At 52.3% G+C, this 16,438-nt stretch carries 25 protein-coding genes; 9 read left to right on the top strand and 16 right to left on the bottom strand.

Annotated features, from left to right (window positions below):
* From hflD to rluE, 4 genes are read right to left on the bottom strand one after another with little or no spacing between them, the layout of a single operon-like run.
* Complete coding sequence (gene hflD, locus KHQ23_RS22195) at positions 1 to 642, bottom strand: high frequency lysogenization protein HflD (RefSeq protein WP_032434333.1); 642 nt, start codon at positions 640 to 642, stop codon at positions 1 to 3.
* Between the two features lie 54 nt (positions 643 to 696).
* A complete protein-coding gene (mnmA, locus tag KHQ23_RS22190; protein WP_004150803.1) occupies positions 697 to 1,803 on the bottom strand; it encodes a tRNA 2-thiouridine(34) synthase MnmA in 1,107 nt (368 codons plus the stop codon).
* Between the two features lie 56 nt (positions 1,804 to 1,859).
* Complete coding sequence (locus tag KHQ23_RS22185) at positions 1,860 to 2,318, bottom strand: NUDIX hydrolase (RefSeq protein WP_004150802.1); 459 nt, start codon at positions 2,316 to 2,318, stop codon at positions 1,860 to 1,862.
* Between the two features lie 16 nt (positions 2,319 to 2,334).
* Complete coding sequence (gene rluE, locus KHQ23_RS22180) at positions 2,335 to 2,985, bottom strand: 23S rRNA pseudouridine(2457) synthase RluE (RefSeq protein ID WP_032434335.1); 651 nt, start codon at positions 2,983 to 2,985, stop codon at positions 2,335 to 2,337.
* A 240-nt stretch (positions 2,986 to 3,225) separates the two neighbouring features.
* Between rluE and icd the strand changes: the two genes are divergently transcribed.
* Positions 3,226 to 4,476: an NADP-dependent isocitrate dehydrogenase gene (icd, locus tag KHQ23_RS22175; RefSeq protein WP_004150800.1), complete on the top strand. Its 1,251-nt coding sequence runs from the start codon at positions 3,226 to 3,228 to the stop codon at positions 4,474 to 4,476.
* Positions 4,477 to 4,588: 112 nt separating this feature from the next.
* On the opposite strand, the gene KHQ23_RS22170 is transcribed toward icd, so the two are convergent.
* The 12 genes from KHQ23_RS22170 to KHQ23_RS22115 form a co-directional block, all read right to left on the bottom strand.
* Entirely contained in the window at positions 4,589 to 5,731 is a 1,143-nt protein-coding gene (locus KHQ23_RS22170) for a site-specific integrase (protein ID WP_000741346.1), read from the bottom strand.
* Complete coding sequence (locus KHQ23_RS22165; RefSeq protein ID WP_000089156.1) at positions 5,721 to 5,957, bottom strand: excisionase; 237 nt, start codon at positions 5,955 to 5,957, stop codon at positions 5,721 to 5,723. The genes KHQ23_RS22170 and KHQ23_RS22165 overlap by 11 nt, the downstream gene beginning before the upstream one ends.
* Before the next feature lie 300 nt (positions 5,958 to 6,257).
* Positions 6,258 to 6,476, bottom strand: coding sequence for a hypothetical protein (locus KHQ23_RS22160; RefSeq protein WP_094326986.1), 219 nt, complete (start codon positions 6,474 to 6,476; stop codon positions 6,258 to 6,260).
* Positions 6,469 to 6,867 (bottom strand): hypothetical protein, encoded by a 399-nt coding sequence (locus KHQ23_RS26415; protein ID WP_032439278.1) that lies wholly within the window; start codon positions 6,865 to 6,867, stop codon positions 6,469 to 6,471. Before KHQ23_RS26415 ends, KHQ23_RS22160 begins: the two co-directional genes overlap by 8 nt.
* Positions 6,864 to 7,079: a molecular chaperone DnaJ gene (locus KHQ23_RS22150; protein ID WP_071885116.1), complete on the bottom strand. Its 216-nt coding sequence runs from the start codon at positions 7,077 to 7,079 to the stop codon at positions 6,864 to 6,866. Before KHQ23_RS22150 ends, KHQ23_RS26415 begins: the two co-directional genes overlap by 4 nt.
* Positions 7,079 to 7,636 carry a hypothetical protein gene (locus tag KHQ23_RS22145; protein ID WP_226498851.1) on the bottom strand — a complete coding sequence of 186 codons (558 nt, stop codon included), beginning with the start codon at positions 7,634 to 7,636 and terminating at the stop codon, positions 7,079 to 7,081. The genes KHQ23_RS22150 and KHQ23_RS22145 overlap by 1 nt, the downstream gene beginning before the upstream one ends.
* A gap of 21 nt (positions 7,637 to 7,657) precedes the next feature.
* Positions 7,658 to 7,894, bottom strand: coding sequence for a hypothetical protein (locus KHQ23_RS22140; protein WP_023341457.1), 237 nt, complete (start codon positions 7,892 to 7,894; stop codon positions 7,658 to 7,660).
* Positions 7,887 to 8,090, bottom strand: coding sequence for a hypothetical protein (locus KHQ23_RS22135; RefSeq protein ID WP_019705292.1), 204 nt, complete (start codon positions 8,088 to 8,090; stop codon positions 7,887 to 7,889). Before KHQ23_RS22135 ends, KHQ23_RS22140 begins: the two co-directional genes overlap by 8 nt.
* Complete coding sequence (locus tag KHQ23_RS22130) at positions 8,087 to 8,872, bottom strand: ParB/RepB/Spo0J family partition protein (RefSeq protein WP_040149784.1); 786 nt, start codon at positions 8,870 to 8,872, stop codon at positions 8,087 to 8,089. The genes KHQ23_RS22135 and KHQ23_RS22130 overlap by 4 nt, the downstream gene beginning before the upstream one ends.
* Positions 8,872 to 9,171, bottom strand: a complete 300-nt coding sequence (locus tag KHQ23_RS22125) for a hypothetical protein (RefSeq protein WP_040149782.1) — start codon at positions 9,169 to 9,171, stop codon at positions 8,872 to 8,874. The genes KHQ23_RS22130 and KHQ23_RS22125 overlap by 1 nt, the downstream gene beginning before the upstream one ends.
* 87 nt (positions 9,172 to 9,258) lie before the next feature.
* Positions 9,259 to 10,182 (bottom strand): recombination-associated protein RdgC, encoded by a 924-nt coding sequence (gene rdgC, locus KHQ23_RS22120; protein WP_211776844.1) that lies wholly within the window; start codon positions 10,180 to 10,182, stop codon positions 9,259 to 9,261.
* A gap of 543 nt (positions 10,183 to 10,725) precedes the next feature.
* Positions 10,726 to 11,421 (bottom strand): helix-turn-helix transcriptional regulator, encoded by a 696-nt coding sequence (locus KHQ23_RS22115; protein ID WP_000690183.1) that lies wholly within the window; start codon positions 11,419 to 11,421, stop codon positions 10,726 to 10,728.
* 97 nt (positions 11,422 to 11,518) lie between these two features.
* Between KHQ23_RS22115 and KHQ23_RS22110 the strand changes: the two genes are divergently transcribed.
* From KHQ23_RS22110 to KHQ23_RS22075, 8 genes are all read left to right on the top strand, one after another.
* Positions 11,519 to 11,761 (top strand): helix-turn-helix transcriptional regulator, encoded by a 243-nt coding sequence (locus KHQ23_RS22110; RefSeq protein ID WP_001191665.1) that lies wholly within the window; start codon positions 11,519 to 11,521, stop codon positions 11,759 to 11,761.
* 34 nt (positions 11,762 to 11,795) lie between these two features.
* Positions 11,796 to 12,257 carry a YmfL family putative regulatory protein gene (locus KHQ23_RS22105; RefSeq protein WP_004213338.1) on the top strand — a complete coding sequence of 154 codons (462 nt, stop codon included), beginning with the start codon at positions 11,796 to 11,798 and terminating at the stop codon, positions 12,255 to 12,257.
* Positions 12,258 to 12,494: 237 nt separating this feature from the next.
* Complete coding sequence (locus KHQ23_RS22100; protein WP_004184738.1) at positions 12,495 to 12,674, top strand: DUF4222 domain-containing protein; 180 nt, start codon at positions 12,495 to 12,497, stop codon at positions 12,672 to 12,674.
* The gene (locus KHQ23_RS22095) at positions 12,664 to 13,632 is read left to right on the top strand and encodes a helix-turn-helix domain-containing protein (RefSeq protein WP_049006285.1); all 969 of its coding nucleotides are present in this window, start codon (positions 12,664 to 12,666) and stop codon (positions 13,630 to 13,632) included. Before KHQ23_RS22100 ends, KHQ23_RS22095 begins: the two co-directional genes overlap by 11 nt.
* Complete coding sequence (locus KHQ23_RS22090; protein ID WP_040186313.1) at positions 13,629 to 14,438, top strand: Dam family site-specific DNA-(adenine-N6)-methyltransferase; 810 nt, start codon at positions 13,629 to 13,631, stop codon at positions 14,436 to 14,438. The genes KHQ23_RS22095 and KHQ23_RS22090 overlap by 4 nt, the downstream gene beginning before the upstream one ends.
* A gap of 9 nt (positions 14,439 to 14,447) precedes the next feature.
* Positions 14,448 to 14,825, top strand: coding sequence for a RusA family crossover junction endodeoxyribonuclease (locus KHQ23_RS22085; protein WP_000779146.1), 378 nt, complete (start codon positions 14,448 to 14,450; stop codon positions 14,823 to 14,825).
* A 12-nt stretch (positions 14,826 to 14,837) separates the two neighbouring features.
* A complete protein-coding gene (locus KHQ23_RS22080) occupies positions 14,838 to 15,818 on the top strand; it encodes a DUF968 domain-containing protein (protein WP_040186316.1) in 981 nt (326 codons plus the stop codon).
* 13 nt (positions 15,819 to 15,831) lie between these two features.
* A complete protein-coding gene (locus tag KHQ23_RS22075) occupies positions 15,832 to 16,410 on the top strand; it encodes a DUF1133 family protein (RefSeq protein WP_040186317.1) in 579 nt (192 codons plus the stop codon).
* The last annotated feature ends 28 nt before the right edge of the window (positions 16,411 to 16,438 follow it).

Below are 16,438 nucleotides of genomic sequence, written 5' to 3'. Positions count from 1 at the left end.
TCACAACTCCGGGGTTAAATGAGCAAGAATTTGCTTTGCCTGGTTAACCAGACGATTACGGGAAAACATAAGCTGCAGACGTCCGCCGCCCACCTGATGCCAGAGCACCGCGGCGCGAATACCCGCCAGCAGCGCTGAGCGAACTTTCGCCTGCACCTGCGGGCTTTGCAGCACGGCAGGGGAGCCGGTCACCTGAATACGCGGCCCCAGCGGGCTTATCACATCGACATAGATGCCCGCCATGGCGCTGAGCAGCGTTTCGGACTGCAGGTCAAAGTGTTCCAGCTGACGGTGCAGGCGGGCGATGCGGTTGCCGAGCGTGTCCATCGCCCCTTTACTGGCGGCGAGCTTGCGCTCCAGCACCATCAGGCTCAGGGTATAGCGCGTCAGTTCAGCATTGAGGCCCTGACGGCTGCTGGTATTGAGCACCCCTAGCAGCGTTTCAAGACCGAGGCGAAGATTGGCTTCACTGCCACCGAACACCGCCAGCGTCGACTCAGGATCGAGGTCGATGATGCTGTTCAGCGACACATGCAGGGCATCGCTGTCGCAATGTCCCTGATGCGCCAGTTGCTGAACCAGTCGCGCCGCCTGGCAAACGCCAGCCAGCGCCAGGGTGATGTCATAGTAATTCTTCGCCACACATACTCCTTGTCAGCCGCCAGGGCGGTTCGTCCCGGCGGAAATAACGCGCGTTCAGGACTGCAGAGGCAGTCGTTGTTCAATAATTCCGCCGCCGAGGCACACTTCCCCTAAATAGAACACTGCGGACTGGCCCGGGGTCACCGCCGCGACCGGCTCATCGAAGCGGACTTCGATACGGTCTTCATCCAGCGCGGTAACGGTGCAGGGGATATCGGTCTGGCGATAGCGGGTTTTCACCGTGCAGCGCAGGGTGCCCTGCAGCGGTTCACGGTTTACCCAGTGCAGCTGTTGGGCAATCAGACCGACGGACATCAGGCGCGGGTGGTCATGGCCCTGGGCGACGATAAGAATATTATTCTCAACGTCTTTATCGACCACGTACCATGGATCTTCGCTACCCTCTTTGGTGCCGCCGATACCCAGCCCTTTACGCTGGCCCAGGGTGTGGTACATCAGCCCCTGATGAGTACCGATCTCCTCGCCGTCGACGGTGAGGATTTTGCCCGGCTGCGCCGGCAGATAGCGGCCAAGGAAATCGCGGAATTTACGCTCGCCGATAAAGCAGATGCCGGTGGAATCTTTTTTCTTCGCGGTGATCAGATCCAGCTCTTCGGCGATCTTACGCACCTGCGGTTTTTCCAGCTCACCCACCGGGAACAGGCTCTGGGCAATCTGCTCGTGGCTAAGGGTGTAGAGGAAGTAGCTCTGATCTTTGTTGCCGTCGAGGCCGCGCAGCAGCTGGCTTTTACCGTCGACATCGGCGCGGCGCACATAGTGCCCGGTGGCGATGTAGTCGGCGCCGAGGTCTTCGGCAGCAAACTCGAGGAAGGCTTTAAATTTGATCTCTTTATTGCACAGAATATCCGGGTTCGGCGTGCGGCCGGCTTTGTACTCTTCCAGGAAGAGCTCAAAGACGTTATCCCAATATTCGGCGGCAAAGTTAACGGTGTGCAGTTCAATGCCCAGCTTATCGCAGACCGCTTGCGCATCGGCAAGGTCGGCGGCGGCGGTGCAGTATTCCTCGCCGTCGTCTTCCTCCCAGTTCTTCATGAACAGGCCTTCCACCTTATACCCTTGCTGCAGCAGCAGGTACGCGGAGACCGAGGAGTCGACGCCGCCGGACATGCCGACGATCACTTTTTTCTGGCTTTCTGACATGGAAATACTCGCTACATTGAACTTCGAGGCGGCGTATTCTAGCACGCGCTCACCGTTCATTCACCCCCTGTGAACGGCCAGTTAAATGCGCCAATCAGCGACAGCGGCTGCCGCGGGTCCTGCAGGTAGCAGCGAATGCTTTCGGCAACCAGCGGCGAGCGCAGGTTCGGCGCGTTAAGAATTTCCTCAGCACTGAGCCACAGGCAGCGATCGATATCGCTGTCGTGCGGTTCAGTGGCGCACAGATCGCTAAGTTCGATGGCGAACAGGAAGCGCAGAAACGGGGTGTTATCGGGAGCCAGCCACTGATGCATGCGGATGAAGTGCTGCGGCGTGGCGCGAATGCCGGTCTCTTCCCACAGTTCACGTTCGGCGGCCTGCAGCAGCGTTTCATTGGCCTCGAGATGGCCCGCCGGCTGGTTCCACAGCGCTTTGCCGTTAATGGTTTCTTCGACGATGAGAAATTTATCCTGGGCGTGAACCACGCAGGCAACGGTGACATGAGGTTTAAACATCGCTTTTCCTTTTCAGTTATTCGGCTTTGCGCCAGTCGCCGTTGGCCAGTCCGTCGAGGGTATAGCCGCCCATGGCGTAGCGGATCAGCCGCAGGGTGGGGAAGCCGACGTGGGCGGTCATCCGGCGTACCTGGCGGTTGCGTCCCTCGTAGAGCGTGATTTTCAACCAGCGGGTGGGAATCGATTTGCGCTCACGAATCGGCGGGTTGCGCGGCCACAGCCAGACGGGCTCCTCGACAAGTTCTACGCCGGCAGGCAGGGTGGGGCCGTCGTTAAGGGTGACGCCGTCGCGCAAGGCGGTCAGCGCCTCGGGCGTGGGTTCGCCTTCCACCTGAACATAGTAGATCTTGCCGGTGCGCTTACCCGGCTGGGTCAGCTTCGCCTGCAGCGGGCCGTCGTTGGTCAGCACCAGCAGGCCTTCGCTGTCGCGATCTAGCCGACCTGCGGCGTAAACGCCCGCCACCGGAATAAAATCTTTCAGCGTGCTGCGCCCGGCTTCATCGGTAAATTGCGGCAACACATCATAGGGTTTATTGAACAAGATCACAGTTTTTGGCTGGCGTTCTTTACGTTGTCTGGTGACTTGTTGTGTGCTGAATCGCTCAACGCGATGTTTTCTAAATGAAGTTTTCTGCATGGTATTTTCAGGCTTTATCAATTGCCGCATTATAGCCTAATTACGAATGCCTTTCATGGACGCAAACATTCAGGTAGTATTGACATGCTCATTACAAATTATTAACAAAAAATTGCTCAAACCGATTCGCACTACAGGCAGGAAGGCGACACGGACGCGATAGCTCCGGTTAGCGGGAAGACCCGGTACGCCGAAGCTGGCCGACTCAGCCAACACCAGGCTCGCGTGAAGAGGGAAGAGCAGAACCAGAAGCGCTCGAAGGAGAGGTTAATGGAAAGCAAAGTAGTAGTTCCGGCGGAAGGTCAAAAAATCACCCTGCAAAACGGCAAACTGAACGTCCCTCACAATCCGATTATCCCGTTCATTGAAGGTGACGGTATCGGCGTTGACGTTACCCCAGCGATGCTGAAAGTGGTTGATGCCGCCGTTGAGAAAGCCTATAAGGGCGAGCGTAAAATTTCCTGGATGGAAGTTTACACCGGTGAGAAATCAACCCACGTCTATGGCCAGGACGTCTGGCTGCCAGCTGAAACTCTCGATCTGATTCGTGACTACCGCGTTGCTATCAAAGGTCCTCTGACCACCCCAGTCGGCGGCGGCATCCGTTCTCTGAACGTGGCGCTGCGCCAGGAGCTGGACCTCTACGTCTGCCTGCGTCCGGTACGTTACTACCAGGGCACCCCGAGCCCGGTTAAGCACCCGGAACTGACCGACATGGTTATCTTCCGTGAAAACTCAGAAGATATCTATGCCGGTATCGAGTGGAAAGCCGACTCTGCGGAAGCAGACAAAGTGATCAAATTCCTGCGCGATGAGATGGGTGTGAAGAAAATTCGCTTCCCGGAACATTGCGGCATCGGCATCAAGCCGTGCTCTGAAGAAGGCACCAAACGCCTGGTGCGCGCCGCGATTGAATACGCGATCACCAACGATCGTGACTCCGTCACTCTGGTGCACAAAGGCAACATCATGAAGTTCACCGAAGGCGCGTTCAAAGACTGGGGCTACCAGCTGGCTCGCGAAGAGTTCGGCGGCGAGCTGATCGACGGCGGTCCGTGGGTGAAAATCAAGAACCCGAACACCGGCAAAGAGATCGTGGTGAAAGACGTGATCGCCGATGCGTTCCTGCAGCAGATCCTGCTGCGTCCGGCGGAATACGACGTTATCGCCTGTATGAACCTGAACGGCGACTATATCTCTGACGCCCTGGCGGCGCAGGTTGGCGGTATCGGTATCGCCCCGGGCGCCAACATCGGCGACGAGTGCGCGCTGTTCGAAGCGACTCACGGTACTGCGCCGAAGTATGCCGGCCAGGACAAAGTGAACCCGGGCTCCATCATCCTGTCCGCAGAGATGATGCTGCGCCACATGCAGTGGTTCGAAGCCGCAGACCTGATTGTCAAAGGCATGGAAGGCGCTATCGCCGCCAAGACCGTGACCTATGACTTCGAACGTCTGATGGAAGGCGCTAAGCTACTGAAATGTTCAGAGTTTGGCGACGCGATTATCGCGAACATGTAATCCCGTTGGTGGATTAAGTAAAAGCGGGAGCCGATGGGCTCCCGTTTTTTTTGGAGTGTGCGGAGGCTTCCCCAAAACTTCCCCAAAATTCTTCCCCAAAACTGATTGAAGATCATACTGCTTTTTTACCAACAATGATCCACTCTTTACCGCGGTCATCATTGTATCTGTCAGTCATTTTCATTGTTTTGTGGCCCAATAGTTTCTGGGTGTCTATCCCTTGCTCACGATACAAGCGCTCGGAAAGTGATCTCTGTTCATGGAAAGTCGGAGCTGTTCCCTCTTCCCAGGTTAGACCGCTTTTATCCCGTGCTTTCTTGAACGTTGAAGTAAGTGTCTTGGCTGACACTTGGTCACCACGACTAGCCTGTGAGGTGCTATGGCGAAAATGAACAAGGTATTTACTCACCACAGCATCTCTACATTTTGAAATAACATCACTCAGAGTAATATTTAACGCTTCATTTCTGAGAGAAAGGGGAATGGCTAATCGAGTTCCTGTTTTCTCCTGCTCAATATGCAGCATATCATCCCATACATCCGAAAACTTCATATTGCAAATATCTCCTAGGCGTTGCCCTGTTACAATGGCAAGCAACATTCCACATTGTAAATAAGGTTGTTGTTGTTCGGCGGATGTATAAATAGCCTTCCATTCCTCCAGAGATAGCCTTTGTCTGCTTATCTTGTTTCGTGGCTGTTTCGTTGCTTGGGCAGGGTTGTATCCTGGCGGAACGTGACCAGCATGTTGAGCCTCCTTAAAAACATCTATTAGTACCATGCGTACAACTTGAGCCATCCTGTTATGACCCTCTGCCTTAACAGCATCTGTTATTTCGGAAATATCAAGTGCTGTAATATCTTTTAGATATTGCATTCCACAATGTTCCCGAAAAAGACGGATTGGTTTAGCTTTCTGTCGAAAAGAGTTTGGGCGCAGCTCGTTGTGTTTCAATCTTTCCTCCTGCACCAATTCATATTTGTCGAGCCATGAAGAAACTGTAATATCCGTGCGGTTTCCTTTCATGCGAGCTAGGCGCTCGTTAATACCAAGGATCTGCCTGGTTCGCTGCTCTGCAATAATAGTATTTGCTTCACTTGCCACCTGCTTTGCTTCAGCTTCGTCCGTGCCGAGGCTGTGAAAACGACCAGATATCGGGTGTTTGTATTGCCAGTAAACCTTTCCGGTACGTTTATCAAGTTTGCAATATAGGTTTGGAATAGTGATTTTATGGGTACGCGGTCTAGCTGCCATCGCTAATTATCCGTCTCAGTTTTGGGTTAACATTTATTGGAAGTTGCGGTTCAGCAACTACACCTATAAAACGAGCTTCTTTGTCAACCATCCAGCGCCGTCCGACTCTCATCGGTGGTGGCGCTATCATCTGACCTTTAGCGTATTTTTTTAATACTCGCTCGCTAGGGGCTTCACTGCCGAATTCATCTTTCGCCCATTCGAGTAAAGAGACCATACGTGACATTTCTTCTCCACATACCGGCTGCACCCGGTTATCGAACGTTATAAGCACATGACGAGCAACCACCACGAATCCCGTCATTACATCTTCTGCATAGCTGGTGGTCTCGATCATCCTTATCTGTTTCGTACATCTTCAGTTTGGCAATCACCGTTTTAGATTCTGGGAGAATCTGTTTGCGAAGGTTTGCAACTTCATCGGTTAATTCCATAAGACGGCAATGAAGGTCCTTTGCTTCATCCTTATACCAGGCTAAATCATCCCGCATACGCCTCCATCGCCGGCGCTTTAATTTACTTGGCATCAGTCATCATCCTCATCATCGTCGTCATCGCAGGATGCGAGCAATGGATTCATTCGCCGCCCTACCTGGCAGGCGTACCCGCGGCGACCGAGGTTGTGTAGCACGCTGTAGATTTCGAACATTTCGGTTCGCTCATCACCAATATCAAGCTCACAGGCCAGCGCGTGGCATTCAGTAGCGAGCGCCGATATCTTCTGAAGCAATTCGTCTTTATTCACCTTTCACCTCCTGCGGGGCGGCTGCGAGCATGGCTGCGCGGCAGGCGTTCCAGCCCTTCACCTCAGCGATGGCTGCTACTGCATCCACGGCGTACATGCTCAGTGTATTTGGAATTGGTTTTTCCTCCGGCACTACCGGCGCCGGCTGCGCGTGGCGATAGAGCGGCAGTACAGCCACATCACCATCTTTTGCAACAAATTCTGCGCGGCGTTCATCGTTTGTAACATGCCATTGCTCACGATAGTGCCATGCCCATGCCACCGGCTCGCCGTCCATTGCGGACAGCGCGATTTGTGCCAGTTCGATCCGCTCATCCCATGAAACTTTGCAGATAGTGTTGTTATCAGCGAGTTGTTCCAAGCGCTCTCTGGTTATGGTTGATTTGGTCATTGGTTGGCTCCTGGCTTATTGATGCGCGATGTTATATTCCGACCGCAGTCGCAGCAGTAGAACGCTTTTCCGCCGCGAATGCCGCTGGTGTGCTGCCCCTCAAGGAATGAACCATCCCAAGCATAAAACTGTTTGTAATCCACAACCTCTTTCGTGTGGAATCCATTCTCACCGCCGCAGTGCGGGCATGATTTCGGGTTTTCTATAGCCATCACTCAGCTTCCACCTTGATGCCAGCCGTATGAGCCGCCAGGCATTTATTGAACCCGTCGTTGTTATTAGCCAGCCCAAGATTCCAGCCAGCAGTTAAGCCAGCTCTGTAGGCGCTCTCCTGCAGGTTTTCTACAGTGACGGTGCGAGACTCCAGCTCGGCGATTCGTTGCTCAGCCGCCTTGCGCTTGCGGAACTGCGCCTTACGACTGGCTCTCAGATTATTTTTAGCCAGTTCAGCCATGTAGAGTTGGTGCTCTGCGTTAGCCAAGCGCTGACGAACTTCATCGTTCTCCAGTTCATCAATCCTCTGCTGCGCCTTCTCCAGCGCCTCTACCAGCGTGGCGATGTATTTACGCAGCACACGAGCGTATTGAGTAGACGGCGTGGCGTATTCGCTGATCTGCTTCAGCTGGGCCAACGCATTATTAATTTCAGATTGCGCCAGTTCGGTGATATCAGTCATCGGAGTTATCCTCGCAGCAGTAGTGATCGCCGCCAGGGTCTGTGCTTTTGAAACCGCAGATATCACACGCAATTTCGTCAAGAGCTTCTTCATCGTAATTCGTGGTCCCAGTGATCATTTGGCCCCCTCGCGCAGCTGCTTGGCGATGCACGAAAAAAAAGACTCCCGCGTATGACTGTTAAGGGCTGATGCAAACGCCGCGTTAAGAACGGCAACATCACAGCCGTCATCGGTATAGAGCGCGATTTTTTTCTCCAGACGCGCTTTCGCTTCCTGCAGCTGCATACCCCGGCAGGCGCGCGGGATATATTCCGCAATCTGTGAAATAGCCTTTTCGTTCTGTTTAAACATGCTTCACCTCGATAGGCTTGATGGTGTCGAGCAGCAACCGGCGGCGCGTATTTTCTGCAAAGTGACGGCGCCCGGTTTCTTTGTGGTAAAACTCGTTTTTGCCGACGACCCACATCCGCTCTGTCTGGTGCAGTTTTTTTACCTTCGGACCGTCTCTGGTGATCACGGTGCCGGTATGGGTTTTTACGATTGTCATACGGCCTCCCCAAGCACCCAACGGAGTGCGCTCGCATACTCACCCTCGGCAGATTCCAGGGCTTTTGTGATTTCTTTGCGGGTTTTCAGGCGAGGCTTTGCCTCACCGAGGATTTGACGCTGACGCCGGGCTTTTTCATGGCCGGTTGTGCCAGCAGTTGCCGCTTCGATTTCATAGACCTTCTCCCGCTGCTCTTCGGGTTTAAGCGATGCCAGCTGACGCGCCTGGGTAACGGTGACTGTGCCAGCCTCCACCGCTTCCCTGACGGCCTGAGTGGCATCGAGAAGGGAGAGCGTTGCACGAACGGTCTGAACGCTGCAGCCAAACAACACCGCAATGTCGTCCTCATCGAGCCCGCGGTCGAGCGCGTCTGACATTTTTTTAGCCCGGCCAAGCGGGGTATCAGGTCGGCGAATTTCGTTTTCGCTGACCATGTATTTAGCCATCTGATTTGCTGATCCGCGCTTAACGACTCCGGGAACAAGCAGTGGGTCTTTGCCTTCTTTCAGACGGAGTTTATTTGCCTCCAGGGTATGTTTTACGCGCTGACGGCCTACAACTACGCAGGTGAGCCCCGTTTCAGGGTCTTTCCAGACGATGATAGGTTCCAGTACACCCAGCTCCTTGATGTTCAGAACCATCCCTTCGTCGATAGGAAGGTGGACCCGTTCATCGTAAAGCGGGTGTGTTTTGTCGGTAACCAGGTGCAGGCTTTCAGGTTCGAACGTTAAAACGTTCGTTTTGCCGCTGGCGCCGTATACAACCTTTGAGTCTTTAGCCATCAGAGAGCCTCCACGTTACGGAAGCTGGTGGGGGAAATTGCTTTCAAATCGCGCATTGCTTCGAGGACATGCAGATTTATGCGCTTCTTGGTATATCGCTCAGTAATACGATCACACTCCTTCGCCCAGGATTTGACCTCTGCGAGAAGGGCGTCACGTTCGGTGCGCGTCTGGCGCAGAGCTACATTCGACACATCGAGGACGGTAGCCAGTTCCCTGATGATTGCTGCCTGTTCTGGTGGCATAGTTTTGGCTATTTCGTACGCCTGTTTAATCAGTTGTTTTGCTGTCTTAGCCATCTTTTGTTCTCCATCTGACGCGCTGCAACGCGTAAATTTAGGGTGCAGCAACCCAACCCATGAGAATGGGTTAGATGCTTGGTAAATTTATCGCTTAGCTTCGCCGCCGAGAGCTTTGGTCAAATCAGAAATCAGAGTACTCATTTCATCTGTCATGAGAATGAAATCTGCATCGAACCGCTGTGCTACATCCTCACGATCGATATCATCATTTTGAGATACGAGCTCATCAGCGAATTTAATACGCTTAATGGATACGTCGTCACAAAGGGTAAAGCGAATACGATCCTGCCAATCGAGGAATAATTTAGTGACAACCTTTCCAGCTTCGATGTGGGTATGAATTTCGTCACTTACGAGGTCTTGTTTCTTGAAGCGTCCAATACCTCCGGCCTCCAAAACAGCTTTAATTTCTGCTTCATCACCCAGATTAAAACCATTAGGCGCGCTGCCTGAACGAACCCATTCAGTCATCGTTAGCTCGACAGGCTCTTCCATTGTCAAAGGAACGACGGGAAGAGATCCCAGGGTCTTGCGCAGGAGTGCCAGGGCATCTTCAGCACTGCGCGCACTGGAGGCATCGACTATGACCAGGTGATCGGTGGTATTCACCCAGATTCGCGTGATGATGTTCCGTGAGAAAGCCCTGGGGAGAAGGCTATGTAAAACCTCATCGCGTAGAGCATCCTTTTCAGTCTTTTTCAGACGTCGCGCCTGTTCTGATTCAAGCTTAAAAATTTTCTTGTTGAGCTCATCGGTAATGGTTGGGCGTGGGATAATTTTCTCTTCCCTGCGGATCACGAGCAGAAGCTGACCGCTAACAAAATGAAATAGCTGGTCAGAATACTGTCCAAGGGGAGATACCCAACCGGATTTAGCCATATCCTGACTCCCGCAAGGAGAGAAACGGAATGGTTCAAGCTTGTCTGCCAGATCCGCGATGGTGTGTTCTTCCACGATGGTAATATCGCGAGAGAGCCGGTAAATAAGAGCATTTTTGAAGAAGTTCATTTCGTTTCCTCGATCCGCCACTGCAATGGCATCAGGTTAGTTATCTCCACACAACAAAAAGAGCACTACAGCGTTCTGCCGTTCCATCCTGGCTTTTGGTACCGCAACGGCTGCGAGATGTTTTTTGCATGCCAGCGCTCTTTTGGTTGTGCCCTCGTCTCTTCCGAGGCGTCACACCTTTTCGCCGCGCTGGTGGGGCGCACGTCGTGCCTGAAACACTTAGCTTGCACATTCCGGTTGTTCTGAGAGGCATGGATAAAGGGCCTCTCAGGCCGCTAACGCTGCATGTTCCATACAACGGTCATGAATATTGCCGTTCACAACTGGAAGCGCACTCCTTCAGTTACAAACCGATCCCCACCGGAAAGAAGGGGAATGCGCTTCCATGTTGTGTTCTGTTCATCCTTGTCCGTAAGTTGCGTCATGTGCCGACGAATAGAAGATAATCATAAATTGCGAGTAACGCAATAGTTAAGTGCGTAAAGCGCAAATTTAAGGCGAAAAAAAAGGCCTCGAATGAGGCCTAGTTTATGATGATGAATGCTATCCATGCCGTTTAAAGGACTGAGACTGGCTTATTAAAACCTTTCCGTAGATATAGAATCTGTGTTCGTTCTCTTTAGTTATATTCCATTCTCTATAACGAGGGTTATCAGAGATGACTAGCAGTTGGTCTGGTATCATCTGCAGGCGTTTAACATAAACTTTTCCATCAAAACCAAAGACGTAAATCCCATCCCCGTCAAACTCATTGATAGTTACGTCCACAAAGATTAGGTCGCCAGGCTCAATCGTTGAGGCCATGCTATCACCGCGAACGTTGATGACCTTTACTCCAGATGGAGTCCTGCCACCAAACATTGCCAATGCCTGATCATTGCTGAACTCGATAGCATGAATGACATCTATGACGTCACTACCGTGTATATGTCCTGCCCCGGCGCTTGCGCTCACATCAAGTACCTCGACTCTGTATACATCCACATCCTTTACGGGAGATGCATGTTTTTCACTGTTTATATGTACAGTAGTATCATTTTCGTCAGAGGTAAATAGGTCAGGTACACTTACGCTTAAAGCTTGAGCAAGTCGGTTAAGTGTCTGTTCTGAAAACTGCTTTTGTTTACCAGTTTCAAGCCTGGAAATATTGGCAGCATCAACGCCCACAGCTTCTGCAAGCTCTGCGATTTTAATGTTCTTCGCTAAGCGAAGTTGTCGTATGCGAGATCCTATTTTCATTCACTCATTACATGTTGTTTTTGCGTTTCGTGCAAAGCAACTTGCGCAATTCGCTAGCGTGGAATAACATGCGTAATACGCAAAAATAGGAGGCATTATGCAATCACCATTAAGAAAATTGCGAAAATCGCATGGCATGACCTTATTGCACGTTGCAACCGGGGTACAGGTAGATCCTGCAACGTTGAGCCGCATTGAAAGATGCGAGCAAGTCCCATCTGTCGAATTGGCGGAGAGATTAGCCAAGTTCTTTAGAGGAGAAATAAGCGAATTACACATTTTGTACCCAAGTCGCTATCAGACAGATGACGTACCAAGTGCAAATAATCGTACTGCTTAAACGGTTATTCGATAACTACAAAAGGAAAATCAACATGGTAGAGCCAAACCTCAAAGAAGCCGTCAAAGCGATGTGCAAAGCATATCCAGGTGGGCGCGAAGCAATGGCTGGCGCACTGGGAATGACGGTGACGCAGTTTAACAACAACCTTTACGAGAAAAACGGCTGTCGTTTCTTCGAAGTCAGCGAGCTGGAAGCGATGGAGGACATTTCCAATACGTCGTTACTGGCTGATTACTTCGCTCGCCGCCGTGGTGCTCTGCTGGTGGATGTTCCGCACCTGGAAGAACTGGACCGAGTGGACTTGTTTAGCCGGGCAATGCGTACCTCTGCCGCCAGGGGGCAGGTTGATCAGATTATCGAACAGGCACTTGAAGATGGCGTTATTGAAAGGCATGAGGCCGAAGAAATCATGGTGCATCACCGCCGCCACCTGGCAGCTCGGGAAGAAGAGATTGCCGCAATTATCACGTTATTTTCACGCAAAAAGAAGTGACGCCAGCGAGTTGCAGCTCCTGGCGTCGTGGCGTGTCGTCATCAGTGGAGATTACTAACGCATGAACAGTTTATCAACACAGTACCGCAGGTCGCAACTTGTAGCGCGGCCAGTTCCTGGTGGAGCAGGACCGGTGCAGTTCGTGTATGGGGTAAGAGTACCAGGCGGGTTCGAGCCTGTCTGCTACCAGTTTGCTCAGTGGGTGGTAGGGGACTTTAACGGCCAGGCGGAGAAAGTATGCGAGAGCTCAACCGATGGTTCAGAGATCACTACGGTGTCCCGGTCAGGGTCATACGCTGGGAGCCCCAGACACAGCGCGTTATATACCTGCGTAAAGGGTACGAGCATGAATGCTTTAGCCCCCTTGAGCAGTTCAGACGTAAATTCAGAGAAATAAAGGACGATCATGAGCACTAAATTAACAGGATACGTCTGGGACGCTTGCGCATCTTCGGGGATGAAACTATCCAGCGTGGCAATCATGGCGCGCCTGGCTGACTTCAGCAACGATGAGGGTGTTTGCTGGCCTTCTATTGCGACCATATCGCGTCAGATTGGCGCTGGTGAAAGTACTGTCAGAACGGCGATAGCTGCACTTGAGAAAGAGGGGTGGCTCACTCGTACGCAGCGCCGCAACGGCAACCGTAATGCTTCGAACGTCTACCAGCTCAACGTTTCCAAACTACAGAAAGCGGCATTTTCTCACCTGTCAGTTTCTGACACATCAAAATCTGACGCGTCAAAATCTGATGCGTCAATATCTGATGCGTCAAAAATTGACCCCTCAAAATTTGAGGCGTCGGAATCCATCAAAAAAACCAGTTTTGACCCGTCAGAATCTGGTGGGGATCCGTCAGTAAAATCAACTACTGATCCATCAGATATAAATCCTTCTTGTCCGGACGCTTCGCAACCGGACGAACAGGGATCTGCAGATGAATTTCTGTCACGACATCCTGACGCGGTGGTGTACAGCGCTGCAAAGCGGCAGTGGGGCAGCCAGGACGATTTAACCTGCGCCGAGTTCATTTGGGGAAAAATTATCAGCATGTACGAACTGGCTGCTGAAAGTGATGGTGAGGTAGTTCGCCCTAAAGAGCCAAACTGGACCGCATGGGCGAATGAGGTTCGCCTGATGGTGATGCAGGACGGGAGAACCCATAAACAAATTTGCTCACTTTTCAAGCGCGCCAACAAAGATTCGTTCTGGTGTAAAAACGTGCTCAGCCCGTCGAAGCTTCGGGAAAAATGGGATGAGCTGTCGTTAAAACTATCTGCTCCACTCAATAGCTCCCGCCAGGAGTCGTCCATTTCGCGAGCCAGCTTCGATGGGGTTGATTACTCATTGCCAGAAAACTCGGGGTTCCGCACATGAGCAAGCCATTTCTCAAATGGGCTGGTGGAAAGTATACCCAGCTGGCTGACCTGTTCGTGCATATCCCGGCAGGAAAACGCCTGATAGAGCCATTCGTTGGTGGTGGGTCGGTATTCCTGAACAGCGAAAAGCACGCAGATTACCTGCTGGCGGACGTTAATCCGGACCTGATTAATCTGTATCAGATGTTAGCGGTGGTGCCGGATGAAGTGGAATTGAAGGCCCGCTGGATGTTCGAGCACATGCGGTCACCAGATGGCTATGAGCTGATCCGTTCCGAGTTCAACGCACAGACGCTGGATGCTACTGAACGCGCAGCTGCATTCCTGTATCTCAACCGGCATTGTTTCAATGGCCTGATGCGCTACAACCAGGCGAACAAGTTCAATGTGGGCTGGGGAGGCTACAAGGCCCCGTATTACCCGATGGATGAGATGAAAGCCTTCGCGGCTATGGCGCATAACTGCGTCTTCATGACTGCTGACTATCGCCGAACTATCAGCCTGGCCGGGAAAGGGGATGTGGTTTACTGCGATCCGCCTTACGAACCGATGCCGGGAACAACCGGATTCACCGCCTACGCCGCTGGTGGTTTTAACTGGGAGAACCAGGTAGACCTGGCGAAGCAATGTGTATCTGCCTTTCACCGTGGGGCTCGGGTAGTGATTTCTAACTCATCTGCACCGAAGGTTCTCGACCTGTACCGGGAGCATGGTTTTAACCTGCAATTCATCAACGCGCGCCGTTCGATCTCCTGCAAAAGCAGTACGCGGGAAGTCGCAAAAGACGTTGTAGCGATCCTTTAAGGGGGCTAAATGAAACTGACTTTACCATTTCCACCGAGCGTAAATAGTTACTGGCGCGCCCCGAGCAAGGGACCGCTGAAAGGCAGGCATCTGGTAAGCGAGACAGGGCGCAAGTTCCAGCAGGCAGCGAGAGCGGCGATTATAGAGCAACTGCGGGCCGTTCCCCGGCCATCCTCTGATCTGGCCGAGGTTCACATAGTGTTGTATCCGCCGGATCAGCGCCGTCGGGATATCGATAACTACAACAAAGCGCTGTTCGATGCCCTGACTCTAACAGGCGTCTGGGAAGACGACAGTCAGGTTAAGCGCATGCTGGTGGAGTGGGGGAACATCGTGAAGAAAGGGAAAGTAGAAATCACCATCCGACGTTTTCGTGCAGCTGCCTGACGTGGAGATGATATGAGAGCACTACTAACCCCTGAGATTGCCCCACGCATGGGCGTTGTTCTTCTTCGCCCAGGTGCTGATCTCATGCCGATGTTCAGGAGAGGGCGGGTACTGATTGAGCCTGCACCGGAAAAATACAGCGACTACGCAACCGGCGCTATCCCTCCCGCCAGGCAGCCACTGGCAGAAGACCCGGTTTTGAAGCCAGTCTTCGAAAACAAAGACGTCATTCTGCGCGCGGGTGGTATCAGCTCGCTGGAGGCCGAGCTGGAGCGTCGTTTTGAATGCCAGTATCCCCACGGCTCGTGGCACAGCGAAAATTTTACGCTGTTCCGGCATGAGCCTGGCAGCATCCGCCTTTGCTGGGCCTGCGATAACCTGGTGCGTGATCAGTACACAGAGACACTGGCAGGCATTGCGCGTGAGAACCTGGTATCCTGGCTGATAACGTTCATCCGCTCACAGCTGGGGTTCAACGAAGACCATCAACTGACGATCCCCGAGTTGTGCTGGTGGCTGGTAATAAACAATCTGGCGCACGTCATCCCTGAATCGCTGGCCCGGAAAGCCCTGCGATTGCCGGAAATAAAGCATCAACCAGTGATGAAGGAGAGCGATATTGTGCCGGAGCCAGCGGCGAGCGAAGTGGTGCAGAAAAAGATTCTCGGTCTTCGCGTAGATCCTGAAACGCCGGAATCATTCATGCTGCGACCAAAGCGCCGCCGCTGGGTAAACGAGAGCTGGACGCGCTGGGTTAAGTCCCAGCAGTGTATCTGCTGTAACAAACAAGCAGATGATCCCCATCACCTGATAGGCCACGGACAAGGTGGAATGGGAACGAAAGCGCACGATTTGTTTGTGTTGCCGCTTTGCAGAGCGCATCACGACGAGTTGCACGCTGACACCGTGGCATTTGAGGAGAAGCACGGCTCACAGCTGGAGCTGCTGTTTCGATTTCTGGATCGTTCGCTGGCAATTGGCGTGCTGGCATAGTGGAGAACGCATAATGATTAACCCGTCCGAGGTTGGAAAAGCTGGTGAAATGGTCAGGCTGAAAACGCTGGAGGCCATCTGGATTCAAGGGAAGCTGCGCATGTGGGGCCGCTGGTCGTACATCGGCGGCGGTAGTGGTGGAAATATGTTCAATCAGCTGTTGGCGTCAGGGAAGATAACGAAGACCGCTATAAACGATGCTTTGCGCCGTATGAAAAAATCAGGCATTACCAAGCCAGAGCTGGAAGCGTTCTTTAAGGAAATCCTCAGTGGTAAAAATAAAAGCGGTCTGGCTTTTTGTACTGACGAGGAAGGGTTGATAATTGATTCTGTGCTTAGTGCTCAACTTGTGCGTTCCGGGAATAAAGCTCTCTATCAGTTAATCAGGGATCGATATGTCTACCGCATGAGTAAGAAGGCGATGGCGAAAGAGCTAAACGAAAAGCATCCAGAATGGTGCTTGCGGACTTGTGAGAGCAGGATCGATGTTTGGTTAAATCTTGCAGAATCGATGCTTTACGCACCAATGTGTGACGCATTTGGCACAAATGGCGACAGATTTTACTTGAATAGTTGCGCGGAAAGTGCTTGAATTGTGATAGGCTCGGGACGTTAAAGCG

The organism is Klebsiella sp. 64 (assembly GCF_018223915.1).
GTDB lineage: Bacteria > Pseudomonadota > Gammaproteobacteria > Enterobacterales > Enterobacteriaceae > Klebsiella > Klebsiella pneumoniae.
Note: the sequence above shows the minus strand (reverse complement) of the source record. Positions and strands in the feature narration are given on the sequence as shown.